Origin of the sequence: Rhodococcus ruber, from assembly GCF_027270735.1 — a bacterium.
GTDB lineage: Bacteria > Actinomycetota > Actinomycetes > Mycobacteriales > Mycobacteriaceae > Rhodococcoides > Rhodococcoides rubrum_A.
The window spans coordinates 37478-52314 of the sequence record NZ_JAPWIJ010000011.1 but is presented as its reverse complement, the minus strand read 5'-3'; the positions used below and the strand labels follow the sequence as shown (position 1 = coordinate 52314).

General features: G+C 63.9%; 17 protein-coding genes. 11 read left to right on the top strand and 6 right to left on the bottom strand.

The window, feature by feature from the left end:
• Positions 1 to 655: 655 nt before the first annotated feature.
• From aceA to O4220_RS22750, 4 genes are all read left to right on the top strand, one after another.
• Positions 656 to 1945 carry an isocitrate lyase gene (aceA, locus tag O4220_RS22765; protein WP_032386173.1) on the top strand — a complete coding sequence of 430 codons (1290 nt, stop codon included), beginning with the start codon at positions 656 to 658 and terminating at the stop codon, positions 1943 to 1945.
• Positions 1946 to 2103: 158 nt separating this feature from the next.
• Positions 2104 to 2979 (top strand): 3-hydroxybutyryl-CoA dehydrogenase, encoded by an 876-nt coding sequence (locus O4220_RS22760; RefSeq protein ID WP_269607783.1) that lies wholly within the window; start codon positions 2104 to 2106, stop codon positions 2977 to 2979.
• A gap of 65 nt (positions 2980 to 3044) precedes the next feature.
• Positions 3045 to 3320 carry a hypothetical protein gene (locus O4220_RS22755; RefSeq protein WP_269607782.1) on the top strand — a complete coding sequence of 92 codons (276 nt, stop codon included), beginning with the start codon at positions 3045 to 3047 and terminating at the stop codon, positions 3318 to 3320.
• A 96-nt stretch (positions 3321 to 3416) separates the two neighbouring features.
• The gene (locus O4220_RS22750) at positions 3417 to 4457 is read left to right on the top strand and encodes an NAD(P)-dependent alcohol dehydrogenase (RefSeq protein ID WP_269607781.1); all 1041 of its coding nucleotides are present in this window, start codon (positions 3417 to 3419) and stop codon (positions 4455 to 4457) included.
• 68 nt (positions 4458 to 4525) lie between these two features.
• Here O4220_RS22750 and O4220_RS22745 read toward each other — a convergent pair whose 3' ends face one another.
• Positions 4526 to 5383 (bottom strand): polyphosphate kinase 2 family protein, encoded by an 858-nt coding sequence (locus O4220_RS22745; RefSeq protein ID WP_269607780.1) that lies wholly within the window; start codon positions 5381 to 5383, stop codon positions 4526 to 4528.
• 33 nt (positions 5384 to 5416) lie between these two features.
• Here O4220_RS22745 and O4220_RS22740 point away from each other — a divergent pair, with 33 nt between their 5' ends.
• Positions 5417 to 5878: a PPOX class F420-dependent oxidoreductase gene (locus O4220_RS22740; RefSeq protein WP_032380785.1), complete on the top strand. Its 462-nt coding sequence runs from the start codon at positions 5417 to 5419 to the stop codon at positions 5876 to 5878.
• Between the two features lie 44 nt (positions 5879 to 5922).
• On the opposite strand, the gene O4220_RS22735 is transcribed toward O4220_RS22740, so the two are convergent.
• The 3 genes from O4220_RS22735 to O4220_RS22725 are packed head-to-tail and all read right to left on the bottom strand — an operon-like array spanning position 5923 to position 8251.
• Positions 5923 to 6906, bottom strand: a complete 984-nt coding sequence (locus O4220_RS22735) for an iron-siderophore ABC transporter substrate-binding protein (RefSeq protein WP_269607779.1) — start codon at positions 6904 to 6906, stop codon at positions 5923 to 5925.
• Positions 6907 to 6922: 16 nt separating this feature from the next.
• On the bottom strand, positions 6923 to 7468 hold the full coding sequence (locus tag O4220_RS22730) for a type 1 glutamine amidotransferase domain-containing protein (RefSeq protein WP_269607778.1): 546 nt from the start codon (positions 7466 to 7468) through the stop codon (positions 6923 to 6925).
• A 45-nt stretch (positions 7469 to 7513) separates the two neighbouring features.
• On the bottom strand, positions 7514 to 8251 hold the full coding sequence (locus O4220_RS22725; RefSeq protein WP_420030449.1) for a TetR/AcrR family transcriptional regulator: 738 nt from the start codon (positions 8249 to 8251) through the stop codon (positions 7514 to 7516).
• A gap of 73 nt (positions 8252 to 8324) precedes the next feature.
• On the opposite strand from O4220_RS22725, the gene O4220_RS22720 reads away from it, so the two are divergent.
• From O4220_RS22720 to O4220_RS22700, 5 genes are all read left to right on the top strand, one after another.
• Entirely contained in the window at positions 8325 to 9599 is a 1275-nt protein-coding gene (locus O4220_RS22720; RefSeq protein WP_032380340.1) for a DUF445 domain-containing protein, read from the top strand.
• 73 nt (positions 9600 to 9672) lie between these two features.
• Positions 9673 to 10140, top strand: a complete 468-nt coding sequence (locus O4220_RS22715) for a helix-turn-helix domain-containing protein (protein ID WP_045198858.1) — start codon at positions 9673 to 9675, stop codon at positions 10138 to 10140.
• Positions 10133 to 10921, top strand: coding sequence for a heparin-binding hemagglutinin (locus O4220_RS22710; protein ID WP_269607774.1), 789 nt, complete (start codon positions 10133 to 10135; stop codon positions 10919 to 10921). Before O4220_RS22715 ends, O4220_RS22710 begins: the two co-directional genes overlap by 8 nt.
• Before the next feature lie 67 nt (positions 10922 to 10988).
• Positions 10989 to 11279, top strand: a complete 291-nt coding sequence (locus O4220_RS22705; protein ID WP_269607772.1) for a DUF2516 family protein — start codon at positions 10989 to 10991, stop codon at positions 11277 to 11279.
• A gap of 80 nt (positions 11280 to 11359) precedes the next feature.
• Positions 11360 to 12385: an alpha/beta fold hydrolase gene (locus O4220_RS22700; protein WP_269607771.1), complete on the top strand. Its 1026-nt coding sequence runs from the start codon at positions 11360 to 11362 to the stop codon at positions 12383 to 12385.
• Between the two features lies 1 nt (position 12386).
• Here the strand turns inward: O4220_RS22700 and purU are convergent, their stop codons facing one another.
• The gene (gene purU / locus O4220_RS22695) at positions 12387 to 13271 is read right to left on the bottom strand and encodes a formyltetrahydrofolate deformylase (protein ID WP_269607769.1); all 885 of its coding nucleotides are present in this window, start codon (positions 13269 to 13271) and stop codon (positions 12387 to 12389) included.
• A gap of 13 nt (positions 13272 to 13284) precedes the next feature.
• Entirely contained in the window at positions 13285 to 14127 is an 843-nt protein-coding gene (locus tag O4220_RS22690; RefSeq protein ID WP_269607768.1) for a class I SAM-dependent methyltransferase, read from the bottom strand.
• A gap of 59 nt (positions 14128 to 14186) precedes the next feature.
• On the opposite strand from O4220_RS22690, the gene deoC reads away from it, so the two are divergent.
• A complete protein-coding gene (gene deoC / locus O4220_RS22685; RefSeq protein ID WP_371833957.1) occupies positions 14187 to 14837 on the top strand; it encodes a deoxyribose-phosphate aldolase in 651 nt (216 codons plus the stop codon).

The window sequence follows — 14837 nt, the reverse complement described above, 5'->3', positions numbered from 1 at the left end:
TGCGGGAGTGGAGCCTGCGGAACGACCCTGGGGTGCGGGAGTGGAGCCTGCGGAACGACCCTGGGGTGCGGGAGTGGAGCCTGCGGAATGACCGGGTTGGGCGGGAGTGGAGTTGGCTGTCATGGGTGCAGCGTCGGCGATGGCGTGGGTGGTCTTCGATGCTCGACCTGGGGAAATCGAATGCCCTGTGGACAGGTGCCTGCCTGTGGATGAGTGCAACTGCTGCTCCACTCGGTGGCCTCGGTCGGGGGATCCCAGCGAAAGTGGTGTCGAGTGGAGCGACCCATGCCATGCTCACATCGTGGGATGAGGCTACTGTGATGTCGATCACATCAGACGGCAGTTCTGACTCGATTCAGACGCCGTCGCCAAACCGTACAAGCGTCCTGTATGAGTTTTTGTTCATTGCGTTCATCAACTGGGGATTCGTCGCTACCGGCGAGTAACACGGCCGTCCGATCGGCGAGGTTTGCGGCGGTCGAAAATTTGCAAACTTAGCAAGGGTGCCGGGAAAGCTAGCCAAGATTGGCACTAACAACTGGTAGACGCATGTTTTCGGTTGTGCCATTGTTTTGGAGTACACCAGAAGGGCCTGGCAACGATGTGAAGATTCGTCTCGAGGCAGGCCGAGAAGCAGAAGAGACTGGAGCTGAAGATGTCGACCACCGGCACCCCGAAGACCACCGCCGAGATCCAGCAGGATTGGGACACCAACCCCCGCTGGAAGGGCGTCACCCGTAACTTCACCGCACAGCAGGTCTCCGACCTCCAGGGCACCGTCGTGGAAGAAGCGACACTCGCTCGTCGCGGCAGCGAAATCCTGTGGGACCTCGTGAACAACGAGGACTACATCAACTCGCTCGGTGCCCTCACCGGCAACCAGGCCGTGCAGCAGATTCGCGCCGGCCTCCAGGCGATCTACCTCTCCGGCTGGCAGGTCGCCGGCGACGCGAACCTCTCGGGCCACACCTACCCGGACCAGAGCCTCTACCCGGCCAACTCGGTGCCGTCGGTCGTTCGTCGTATCAACAACGCGCTCCTGCGTGCCGACGAGATCGCCAAGATCGAGGGCGACACGTCCGTCAAGAACTGGCTCGCTCCCGTCGTGGCCGACGCCGAAGCCGGTTTCGGTGGCGCACTGAACGCCTACGAGCTGCAGAAGGCCATGATCGTGGCCGGCGCCGCAGGTGTCCACTGGGAAGACCAGCTCGCATCGGAGAAGAAGTGCGGCCACCTCGGTGGCAAGGTGCTCATCCCCACCCAGCAGCACATCCGCACCCTGACCTCCGCCCGTCTGGCCTCGGACGTCGCCGACGTCCCCTCGGTCATCATCGCCCGCACCGACGCCGAGGCAGCCACGCTGATCACCTCCGACGTCGACGAGCGTGACCGCGAGTTCCTCGACGGAACCCGCACCGCAGAAGGCTTCTTCGGCGTCAAGAACGGCATCGAGCCCTGCATCGCTCGCGCCAAGGCCTACGCGCCGTACGCAGACCTCATCTGGATGGAGACCGGCGTCCCGGACCTCGAGGTCGCCAAGAAGTTCTCCGAGTCGGTTCGCAGCGAGTTCCCGGACCAGCTCCTCGCCTACAACTGCTCGCCTTCGTTCAACTGGAAGGCGCACCTGGACGACGCGACCATCGCGAAGTTCCAGAAGGAACTCGGAGCAATGGGCTTCAAGTTCCAGTTCATCACCCTCGCAGGCTTCCACTCGCTCAACTACGGCATGTTCGACCTGGCACACGGCTACGCCCGCGAAGGCATGACCGCGTTCGTCGATTTGCAGGAGCGCGAGTTCAAGGCTGCCGAAGAGCGCGGCTTCACCGCCATCAAGCACCAGCGTGAGGTTGGCGCAGGCTACTTCGACCGCATCGCCACCACCGTCGATCCCAACACTTCGACGGCTGCACTGAAGGGCTCCACCGAAGAAGGCCAGTTCCATTAACCGCCTCTCCTGACCTTCAGCGCACCAGTCGGGCGGTCCCAGCGTTTCGTTGCGGGCCGCCTGACTCGTCTCTGGGCACGTTTGCTGGTACCCCAGCAGAGTTACCCTCATCTCGCCTTATGCTGTTGTGCCGCAATGCAAATGAACAGGAGTGCTGTATGACGGTCGAGAGGGTGGGGATCGTCGGAGCAGGGCAGATGGGCGCAGGAATCGCGGAGGTCTGCGCCCGCGCACACGTCGACGTGTTGGTATACGAGCAGACTCGCGAACTGGCAACGGCCGGTCGCAGCCGCATCCTGCAATCGCTGGACCGCGGTGTCAGCAGCGGCAAGATCACCGAACGTGAACGTGAGCAAGCAGCATGCAGCATGCGTTTCACCTCCGATCTCGCAGACTTCGCCGACCGGCAACTGGTCGTCGAAGCAGTGCTCGAGGACGAGAAGATCAAGGCCGACATTTTCGCCGAGCTCGACGCCGTCGTGATCGACCCCGGTGCCGTATTGGCCTCGAACACCTCCTCGATTCCCATCACGACGCTCGGATCCGCCACCACGGCCCCGGACCGAATCGTCGGACTGCATTTCTTCAACCCGGTTCCGGTACTGCCGCTCGTCGAGCTCGTCACCACCGACGCGACCTCCGAAGCCGTTGCCGACCGCGCCGAGAGTTTCGCGGGTGACATTCTCGGCAAGCAGGTGGTGCGCTCCGCAGACCGCTCGGGCTTCGTCGTCAACGCGCTGCTCGTGCCGTATCTGCTCTCGGCCATTCGGATGGTCGAATCCGGATTCGCCACCAAGGAAGACGTCGACAAGGCAACCGTGCTGGGACTCGCACACCCGATGGGGCCGCTTGCGCTCGCCGATTTGATCGGCCTCGACACTGTGAAAGCCATTGCAGATTCGATGCACTCCGAGTTCGCGGAGCCGTTGTTCGCCGCCCCACCGCTGCTGTTGCGCATGGTCGAGGCCGGGCAGGTGGGAAAGAAGACCGGAGTCGGGTTCTATCGCTACGAGAACGGCCGGGTCGCAAAGTAACCGCTGTCTCGTAGCGCTATTGTCGTTTTGCCAGTTCAACCACGTCGATCGCAGGGAGCGCGTCAGTGAGCAAGTCCAAGAAGTCGAACGGTCTGGTCACCAAGGCATTCGGAATCGGATTGGCCGCCACCGGTGCCGCCCACTTCGTGGTCCCCGAGGCCTTCGAGGGAATCACCAAGCTCCCGTTCCCCAAGGACACGCGAACCTGGATCAGCCGCAACGGTGCCACCGAATTGGCAGTCGGCGTGGCGATCGCGTACCCCAAGACACGCAAGATCGGACTGGTCGGTCTGGTGGCGTACGTTGGGTGGCTGGGCGTCAACATCGCCAAGAACGGCTGACGTTACTGTTGCGAACGACTCGTTTAGACCAGGAATAGCCTGGTCGAAGCGGTAGCTGTGTTGCGCTTACACAGATGCGTAGGTAGCAATGTAGTCATGACTTCAGCTACCGCTTACCAGGCCACCGCTCCGGACGCCCCGCTCGAGAAGGCGACGATCGAGCGACGCGCAGTCGGACCGAACGACATCCTCATCGACGTCAAGTTCGCGGGCATCTGTCACTCCGACATCCACACCGCTCGAAACGAATGGGGTGGCACCACTTATCCCGTCGTTCCCGGACACGAGATCGCCGGCATCGTGGCCGAGGTCGGCTCCGAGGTGACCACCCGCAAGGTGGGCGACCGCGTCGGCGTCGGCTGTTTCGTGGACTCCTGCGGCGAGTGCGAGGCGTGCAAGGACGGCGACGAGCAGTACTGCACCAAGGGCGTCGTTCAGACCTACAACTCGAAGACCTACGAGGGCGAGTTCACCAACGGTGGCTACTCCACCCAGATCGTCGTCACGGAGAAGTTCGTGCTCGGCATCCCCGAGGGCGTCGAACTCGATGTCGCCGCACCCCTGCTGTGCGCGGGCATCACGCTGTACTCGCCGCTCAAGCACTGGGGAGCGGGCCCGGACAAGAAGGTTGCCATCATCGGTATGGGCGGCCTGGGCCACGTCGGCGTCAAGATCGCTCACGCCATGGGCGCACACGTCACCGTGCTGAGCCAGACGGACGCCAAGGAAGCCGACGGCAAGGCCTACGGTGCCGACGAGTACTACGCCACCAAGGACACCACCGCGCTCAAGGATCTGCAGGGCAAATTCGACCTGATCCTCAACACCGTGTCCGCGAACCTGCCCATGGGCAAGTACCTGGGACTGCTGGCGCGCAACGGCACCCTCGTCGAGCTGGGCGTTCCCGAAAAGCCCCTCGAGGTGCCGGCCTTCAACCTGCTGGCCAACCGTCGCTCGTTCGCCGGTTCCATGGTCGGCGGCATCGCCGAGACCCAGGAAATGCTGGACTTCTGCGCCGAGCACCACATCGGCGCCGAGATCGAGCTCATTCCGGCCGAGAAGATCAACGAGGCCTACGACCGCGTCGTCAAGTCCGACGTGCGCTACCGCTTCGTGATCGACGCAGCGACGTTCTGATCTGCGTCACGCTCCACCCAGCATGAGAAGAAGGGCCCGCGACCATACGTCGCGGGCCCTTCTCTCGCTCAGCTCTCGGCGAGACGCTTCTTCTCGTACTCGACATCGAAATCGGGTGCGGGCCAGTCGAGATCGAGCTGCTCGAGTGCGTCGATCAAGATCTCGGTGACAGCCAAGCGGCTGTACCACTTACGGTCGGCCGGCACGACGTACCAGGGTGCGTGATCTGTATCCGTGCGATCGAGAACCCGCTGATATGCCGTCCGGTACTGCGGTAGGAAACCGCGCTCGGTGACGTCACCGGGGTTGTACTTCCAATGCTTGTCCGGCCGATCGAGCCGTTCTTGCAGCCGTTTCTTCTGCTCGTCCGCCGAGACGAACAACGCGACCTTGACCACGATGGTCCCCTCGTCGGTCAACTCCTTCTCGAAAGCATTGATCTCGTCGAACCGCTTCTCCCACACCTGTCGTGGCACCAGATCGTGGACCGCGACGACGAGTACGTCCTCGTAGTGGGAGCGATCGAACACCCCGATTCGGCCGGCCCGCGGGAGTGCCTTTCGGATGCGCCACAGGTAATGGTGTTGCTTCTCCTCCTGCGTCGGAACTCCGAACGACGCCAGGTCGACTCCTTGCGGATCGACCATTCCGATGACGTGCTTGACCATTCCGCCCTTGCCCGCGGTATCCATGCCCTGCAGCACCAGCAGAACCGATCGACTGTCGCCGGTGCGCCCGTGCGCGTAGAGCTTCTCCTGCAGCGCGGCCAGTACCGCGCCGCGTTCTTCGAGGACGTCGTTGCCGTGCGACTTCTTCCCGTCGAAGCCCGGTGTGGCCGTGAAATCGATGTCCTCCACGCGAGGAGAGGCACTGGCGCGCAGCACATCGACGGGAGATTGCGTCCACAATTTCGACTTGTCGGCCATGACCGATGAGACTACTTCTCTACGATGGAACGCATGGCCCCTACGATCGCAAAAGCCGAATCCGCAACGCGTGAGCAACTGCTCGAGTTCGTCTCTCCGCGGCATCACCACACGTTGATCACCCGCAAACGCGACGACGGTCTGCAGGTCTCACCGGTGTCCGCCGGAGTGGACTCCGAGGGCCGCATCGTGATCGCCACGTACCCCGAGCGTGCGAAAGTGCTGAACATTCGCCGCAATTCGGCCGTCACGGTGCTGGTGCACAGTGACGATTGGAACGGCGATTACGTGCAGGTCGACGGCACGGCCGAGATCATCGATCTCCCCGACGCCGTCGAGCCTCTGGTGGAGTACTTCCGCAGCATCGCCGGCGAGCACTCGGATTGGGACGAGTACCGCGCGGCGATGGTGAAGCAGGGAAAGTCGTTGATACGCATCGTGATCGACACCTGGGGCCCGATCGCCGCGGGTGGATTTCCCCCGGGAAGAGTGTGACAAGCCCGCCGGGGAGAGCGTGACAAGCCCCGGGGGCTTGTGATCTAGCCCTTCAGTGGTGCGGCGAACAGTGGCACTGCGTTCTCGAGTGCGTATCGGGTGCCCGCGACCGAGGCGGCCGAGAATGCGTTGGACAGGTTGGTGTCGCCGAGTACGACGAGGCGTCCATCTCGTGCCGACGGTAGGGCCTGGATCGACGGGTTGTCGGTGATCACCTCGGGCCCGGAGCCGATGGGGAACATGACCGTCAGGTCGGCGTCGAGGGCAGCGAGGTTCTCCTCGGACAGATCGATGCTGAACTTGCCGGGTTCTGCGCGATCCTGGACTGCCGGGGCGTTGGTCAGGCCCAGCGCTTCGAGGAAGTCGACGCGGGTGTCGCCGCGCACGTACGCACCGGCTTGTCCGCTGTAGAGCGTGCCGACGGCGACGGTCTTGTCGGCGAACTCCGGGTTGGCAGAGACGGTGTCGTCGAACATGGCCTCGGTGTCGTCGACGAGTTTCTTGCCCTCGTCGACTTTGCCGAGAGCCTGCGCGACGATGTCGGTTTGGCCGTCCCACGTGGTGCCGTAGGCGATGTCGGTTCCCGGTGGTGCCGCGACGGTGGGTGCGATGTCGGACAGCTGGTCGTACACGGTCCTGTCGTTGGTGCTGCGAGTCCACAGAATCAGGTCCGGGGCCAGAGCAGCGACCGATTCCATATCGACGTCGAAGGTGCCGACGATCGTGGGGTCGGTGTCGTACGTCTCGTCGACCCACGGGCCCAGTCCGTTTCCGCCGACGCCGAGCCAGTCACTGGCACCGACGGGCTGAACGCCCAGGGCCAGTGCTGTTTCGGCATCGGACCAACCGAGTGCCACCACGCGCTGGGGATTTGCCGGCACTTCCACGTCGCCGAACATGTCGGTGACGACGGTGCCACCTGCCTCGGGGGAATCGGCACCGTCACCAGCGTCGGAGCTGCATGCGGTCAGGGCTAGGGCGAAGGCGAGGGCTGCCGCAGGCAGAGCCGACGAACGAGAAATGCGCATAGGGCACGCTAACCTATCAAGCGGCGAAATGCTCCACGATCTTCGCGCAGAAGGCCGGCAGGTCGTCCGGGTTGCGGCTCGAGACCAGGTTGCCGTCCACGACCACTTCCTCGTCGACGACTGTGCCACCTGCGTTGCGGATGTCGGTGCGGATACTCGGGTAGGACGTCAACGTTCGCCCCTTCAGTACGTCGGCCTCGACGAGGGTCCAGGCACCGTGGCAGATCACGCCGACCGGTTTGCGTGCCTGCACGAACGCGCGGACGAACGCGACTGCCTCGGCGTCGACGCGGAGCTGATCGGGGTTGGTGGTTCCGCCGGGCAGGATCAGCGCATCGAAGTCGTCGGCCGAGACATCGGCGACGACGCGATCGACCGTGAAGGTGTCGGCGGCATGCACGTCGCTCTCCATCGCTTGGATGTCGCCGTGGTCCAGAGAAACCAATGTGACTGTGGCTCCGGCATTTTCGACGGCCTCACGAGGCTGCACCAGCTCGACTTGTTCGACGCCGTCGGTAGCGAGAATGGCGATGCGGCGTCCGGTCAAGGTATCGGTAGTCATACCTGTTCGAATGTCCGACCGGGCCGGATCTCAAACTGGCGAGCGTCAGGACTCGTTCGGCTCGTCGACCAGCGGGTGCGGTTGTGACTTGAATTTCGCGGGTGATCCGTCGGCCATCGCGACACCGTGGATTCCGCCCCACATCATCATGCAGAGGTAATCGATCAGGTCGTCTGCCGACATGGATTTGTTGGAAATCCACCAGTGCGTTGCCAACTGGACCGCGCCGACGATGGCAAAGGCCCAGGGCACCGATCCACCGGAGTCCATTTCGCGTTGACGTAGACGTTCACCGAGCACGGTCGAGAGCAACTCGGCAATCATGCGTTCGGACTCGGCGACGACATCGCGGTTGTTGCCGGCGTTGTTCGCCATGACGTAGAGGTACACCTCGGGATCGGTGGCCACCGTCTCTACGTACGCGGTCACCACAACGCGGGTGAGCTCGTACTCGTCGAGTTCGTGCGAGATGGCGGAGTAGATCCGCGGGGCGAGCGTCGTCTCGACGTACCGCGACATGGTGGCGCTGGTCAGGTCGTTCTTATCGGTGAAGTACCGGTAGAGCACCGTCTTCGAGATGCCGATCTCCGACGCGATCTCGTCCATTCCGATCTCTCGGCCGCGCAACCTGATCGCGGCCAACGTGCCGTCGACGAGTTCCTCGCGCCGAGCGATCTTGTGCTCGCGCCACCGACGTTTGCGTCCGTCCGGCTTCTCGGCTTTCGGCTTTTCCTCGCTCGGCCCGGACTCGTCCAGCTTTGCCTCCGTCGTATTTCTCGCCACAACTCCACCCTATGCGCCTTCTCCGACACCATTGCAGGCTGTGTCCGGTTGATCCGACACATTTCTGGGCACAATGTCGGTTGTGCAGCTCATGAACTTCGACGACGACACCAAGCGCCGCGACCTCCGCAAGATGAAAACGGTCGCGACGGGCTTCCTCGTCTTCGCATCGATCGTCTACCTGTTCTGCCGCTGGCAGGAGTCGACGGGTGCGGGCGCGTGGGTGGGGTACGTACGCGCGGCGTCGGAGGCGGGAATGGTGGGCGCGCTCGCGGACTGGTTCGCGGTGACCGCATTGTTCAAGCATCCGCTGGGCATCCCGATTCCCCACACGGCACTGATCAAGAAGAAGAAGGACCAGCTGGGCGCAAGCCTGAGCTCGTTCGTCGGCAGCAATTTCCTTGCGCCCGAGGTGGTGTCGGAGAAGGTTGCGTCGGCGCAGGTTCCGTTGCGGTTGGGTACCTGGCTCGCCCAGCCCGACAATGCCGAGCGCGTTGCGGCCGAGGCGGCGACCGTGCTGCACGGTGTGGTCGACGTGCTCAACGACGAGGACATCACCGCGGTGATCGACAGCACCATCGTGCGCCGACTCGCCGATCCGCAGTGGGGTCCGCCGATCGGCCGCATCCTCGACGAATTGCTCCGTGAGAACCGTCAGCTGCCGCTGATCGACATGCTTGCCGAGCGGGCTCATCAGTGGGCTCTGGGCAGCCAGGAAATGATCGATCGTGTCGTGGCCCGAGATTCCCCGAACTGGTCGCCGAAGTTCGTCGACACCTTGCTGGGCGAGAAGGTCTACAAGGAGCTCGTCGAGTTCACGTGGAAGATCAGGTCCAACCCCGAACACGATGTTCGGCTGGCGGCCAACAAGTTCTTGATCGACTACGCCAACGATCTGCAACACGATCCCACCACCATCGAGAAGGCCGAGAAGCTCAAGGCGCAGATCATGGGCCGCGAGGAGATCACCGGGCTCGCTGCGGCGACGTGGAAGGTCGCCAAGCGTCTGATCACCGAGTCGGTGGACGACCCGACCAGTACGTTGCGCACCAAGATCAAGGAGAACACCGTCAACTTCGGAATTCGTCTACGTGACGACGACGAATTGCGGGGGAAGGCCGACGGTTGGCTGCTCGGCGGAGCACGGTACATCGCTGCGAACTACGCGGACGAGATCACCACGATCATCGGCGACACCGTTGCGCGGTGGGATGCAGAGGAAGCGAGCAAGAAGATCGAACTGCAGGTCGGACGCGATCTCCAGTTCATTCGAATCAATGGAACCGTCGTCGGATCCATCGCCGGACTGGCCATCTACACGATCTCGGATCTGATCTTCGGGCACTAGTGCTAGCAGAGTGCTTGCAATAGTTAGCACCCTTCGGTACCGTCCAGTAGGACACCGAAACCAGGAGGCCGAGATGGCCGAGAACGAGGGGGATCTGGTCGCGAAGGCGACCGAGGCGACGCAGGTCGTCGCCGAGGCGGGGGATCTTGTGGCTGCAGTCGTGACGACTGCGGCGCAGGACATCGGGAGCTACATCCGGTCACAGCGGGAAGCCGCGCAGGTATCCATGCGGCAACTCGCCAGTCGGGCCGGAGTGAGCAACCCCTACCTGAGCCAGATCGAACGCGGACTGCGCAACCCGTCCGCAGAAGTACTAGCGCAGATAGCCAAGGGTCTGCGCGTCTCCTCGGAGGTGCTGTACGTCCGGGCCGGGATCTTGGAAGCGCGTCCCCACGGTCCGGTGCGCGAAGCTCTGCTCGGCGATGAGCACATCACCGAACGGCAGAAGCAAGTGCTGATCGAGATCTACGACTCGTTCTGTCGTGAGAACGAGTCGACGCAAGAGCCCGAACCCGACGAACAGGAGACACCCGATGTCTGATTCCAAGAACTTCGAGAACGTCAAGACCCCCATCTTCGCAGCCGTCGGTGCAGGCGACGCTGTCGTCCAGGCCGTAGCGGACGTCGTCGCCCAGGTGCGCTCGCGTGCCGAGAGCCGCACCAGCGAGGTGAACGCTCGCCTCGCCGACATCTCCGAAGAGGTCACCGAGGGCGTGGAGAACCTGCGCGAGCGCCTCGCTGCCCTGCCTGCGGAACTCCCCGACGAGATCGCCGAACTGCGAGAGCGCTTCACCCCGGAAGAGCTGCGCAAGGTCGCCGAGGCGTACCTCAAGGTTGCCTCCGACCTGTACACCTCTCTCGCCGAGCGCGGCGAAGAGGCCGTCGAGCGCATCCGCCGCACGCCCGCCGTCGAAGAGGGTCTCGAGCGTGCCAACTCTGCAGCCAACGACGTCGTGGACCTCACCGAGCAGGCTCTCGGAACCGTCGCTTCGCAGACTCGCGCAGTCGGCGAGCGCGCTGCAGCTCTGGCCGGCATCGCGTCGGACAAGGTTCGTGAGGGTGCAGAGGAGATCTCCGACGCAGCAGACGAGCTCGCCGAGAACATCGACGAAGCAGGCGACGAGGCCAAGGACAAGGCCGTCGAGGCATCCGACAAGGTGAGCGGCGTGGCGGGCACGGTCGAGGCCAAGACCCGCAGCAACGCGAACTCGCCCATCAAGAAGACCCCGGCACCGGCCAAGAAGACGGCACCGGCACCGGCTGCGAAGAAGGCCACCCCGGCTCCGGCCAAGAAGGCTCCGGCGAAGAAGACCACTCGCTAAAGCATTCGTAAAGAAAACGACCCCTGCGCCGCGCGGTGCAGGGGTCGTTTCTCGTACACTGGCGGGCGTGATTGCGAGCAGCTTCTCCCAGACGATCTTCCTGATCCTGCAAATCATTTCGATTGCCGGAGCGGCATACGCAATTTTCCACGTGCTGCGCCAACGGCCGGATGCCTTTCCCGCAGCCGGCAAACTTACCAAAAATGCCTGGTTGGGCATCCTGGCGGTGGGACTGCTGCTGACGCTGATCGGTCCGATGGTCATCATGTTCTGGATCATCGGCATCGTGGCGATCGCGGTGTACCTCGTCGACGTCCGACCCAAGATCGACAGCATTCAGCGCGGACCCCGCTGGTAGGCAGGCGCATCGACGCTCACGAGATCGTGGGCGTACCGTCTACCGCACCCGCCAGGGGGTCGAGGTAGAGGGGATTTTCTGTGGTTTCACGCAAGGTAGTCGAACGTGTGCTGTTCGGAATCGGCAGCGCGGCTGCGGCGGCATCGGTCGGTGCATTCGTCGTCCGGCGGCATCGCCTGCATTCGTTCACCAAGACGACGGACGTTCGGCCCGACGAGCTTCTGAAGCACCCCACGATCGAGCCGCACATCACCGAGGTGGTCACCGACGACGGAGCTCACCTGCACGTCCGTAGCTACGGTGATGCAGATGCAGAACCGATCGTCTTCAGCCATGGGTGGACGTGCTCGGCCGACTACTGGTTTCCGCAGATCAACGCCCTCGCCGGCCGCTACCGCGTCATCGCGTACGACCAGCGCGGCCACGGCCGCAGCGACGTCGGAACGCGGCCACTGAGCCCGGACGTGCTGGCCGACGACCTCGCTGCCGTGCTCGCCGCGACTGTCGTCGAAGACAACAAGGCCGTCCTGGTGGGGCACAGCATGGGCGGTATGTCGATCATGGCGTGGGCCGGAAACTACCCCGAACAGGTCGATCGACTCGTCAGTGCCGTGCTGCTCGCCAGCACCGCGACCGACTCTCTCGTCCGAGAGACCACCGTCATCCCGTTGCCCCAGCGTTTCCCGCGCGTTCCGGCACCGGTCGGTCGAGCCGTGCTGAGCTCGGCGCTGCCGTTGCGACCGTCGCCTGTGACGCGCCAAGCCATCAAGTACATCTCGATGGCTCCCGGAGCCACCGCAGCCGAGGTGGCGTTCTGCGAGAAGATCGTGCTCGAATGCGCCCCGCGCACTCGAGGCATCTGGGGCGCGGCCATCAGCGACCTCGACATCCGCGAGGCGCTGGCGAACATGTCCGTCCCCACCAGCGTCCTCGTCGGATCTGCCGACCGCCTGACCCCGCCGGTGCACGCCCGCAAACTCGCCCGCGCTCTGGACGATCACGACCATCTGAGCCGATTGATCGTGATCCCCGGCATCGGTCACATGAGCTCGGTGGAAGCAATCGACGAATTCAACACCGAGGTCGTTCGGCTCCGTTACTTGTGATCTAGCTGAACACCACGGTCTTGCGGCCGTGCACCAGCACGCGATCCTCCAGGTGCCATCGCAGACCACGGGAGAGCACCAGCTTCTCGATGTCGCGGCCCTGACGCACCATGTCGGTGACCTCGTCGGAATGGTCGACGCGGATGACGTCCTGCTCGATGATGGGACCCGCGTCGAGCTCGGCGGTGACGTAATGGCACGTCGCACCGATCAGTTTGACGCCCCGTGCGAAGGCCTGGTGGTAGGGCCGGGCACCGACGAACGACGGCAGGAAGCTGTGGTGAATGTTGATCGCCCGGCCCGCCCAGTGTGCGCACAGCGATTCCGGCAGCACCTGCATGAAGCGCGCCAGCACCACTGCGTGGGGGTCGTAGGAATCGACCAGTGAGCGCACTTTCTCGAAGGCAGGCCCGCGCTCGGCCGGATCCTTCGCGAACTCGACGTGATGGAAAGGTGTGCCGTGCGCGGCGGCGATCGGTTCGAGCGACTCGTGGTTGCCGATCACCGCGGAGATCTGTGCAGGCAGTTCGCCGCCCGCCGCCCGTCCGAGCAGATCGTGCAGGCAGTGTGCTTCCTTGCTGACGAGTAGTACGACACGCTTGGGTTGGCCCGAATCATGCAGTGCCCATTCGGTTTCCGGGCCCAGCTCGGCGGCCACCTCGGCGAATCGTGCACGCAGATCCTCGATGCTCATGTCGACCGACGACGCCCGCACGGCCTGCCGGGTGAAAAACCAACCGGTGTCGGGATCGGCGTGATATGCGGCCTCGACGATCCACCCACCGACGTCGGCGAGGAAGGTCGAGATGCGGGCGACGATGCCCGTCTTGTCGGGGCAACCGAGAGACAGAACGTAGCGGCGGTCCTCGGATACGGAAGAACTCATGCCGACGATTCTCTCAGGGCATGCGCACTCCGGTTGCCACCAGTGTCCCGAGATCGATCGAATCGATCCCGCGCTCGGTCAGTAGAGCCGAGAACTCGGCCCGGATCTGGGTGCGAGTTCCGTCGTCGAACGGAGTCAGTGCACCGCGCAGTGCACTGCCCAGCACGAAATCCCAGACGAACGACTGGGTCGCCGGTACATGATTGGACAGCTCGACGACCCGGACGTCGGACGTACCGGCGGCGGTGAGCCAGGCACCGAGTAGATCCGCTGTCTCCATCCTGCGGATCGGGTGATCGTCGACTTCGGCCGTCGGGTCGGGTGCAGGGCCCGCGCTCGCCGGCCAGTGTCTACCGATCACGTCGAAGAACGCGCCCGAGTACTCCCTGACCGAGCCCTTGCGCCACACCGTCACTCCGACGCGCCCGCCAGGGCGAACCAACGAGACGAGTCGCGCAAAATCCTGCTCTGGATCGGGAAGAAAGAAGATGCCGTACGAGCAGGCCAGGGCGTCGTATCCGGCGGCGGGAACGGTCGACGGCGGTTGCCACTCGGTGGCGTCGGCGACGACGAAGTCGATGTTGCGCAGTGCCCGATCGGTGGCCTTCACCCGGCCCACTTCCAAGAGATCGTCGGCGAGGTCGATGGCATGCACGATGCCGTCGGGTCCGACGGCGGCCGCCGCAGGAATTGCCGATGCTCCGGTGCCCGAGCACACGTCCAGAACGGCGTCGCCGGAGGCCAGCTCGAGTGCGAAGGCGAGCGACTGCCCGGCAGGTCCCCAGACCTGCGGCGTCACCGCGTCGAACTCCCTGCTGGTGGCATTGAAGGTGGCGGCGAGCGACTCTGCGGTCATGACCGAAAATCGTAGACCGACAGGGCTGCGATCGGCAGAGCTGTGAAAAGCTGGACCGTATGACACTCACCCGCGCCGCCCTCGCAGGAATGGTCGACCACACGCTGCTCAAGCCGGAAGCCACTGCCGCCGACGTGACCGCTCTGATCGAGGAGGGCCGTGAGCTCGGAGTGCTCGCGGTGTGCGTCTCGCCGTCGATGCTGCCGATCCGCGCCGAGGGAATGCTCACCGCCGTCGTCGCCGGATTCCCGTCGGGTAAGCATCATTCGTTGATCAAGGGATCCGAGGCGCGCCTCGCGGTGCAGCAGGGTGCCGACGAGGTCGACATGGTGATCGATGTCGGAGCCGCCATTGCGGGCGACTACAACGCCGTTCTGGCCGACATCGTCACCGTCCGTGAAGGCATCGGCAATGCCGTACTCAAGGTGATCATCGAATCGGCAGCGCTGTCCGACGAAGCGATCGTCGAAGTGTGCCGTGCAGCAGAGACTGCAGGTGCGAACTTCGTCAAGACATCCACCGGTTTCCATCCGGCCGGCGGCGCGAGCGTCGAGGCCGTGCGATTGATGGCGGAGACCGTCGGCGGTCGACTGGGCGTCAAGGCCAGCGGCGGCATCCGTACGACGGAGGCCGCCCTGGCGATGATCGACGCGGGCGCAACACGATTGGGGCTGTCGGGTACCCGTGCGGTGCTCGACGGGTTGAACTAG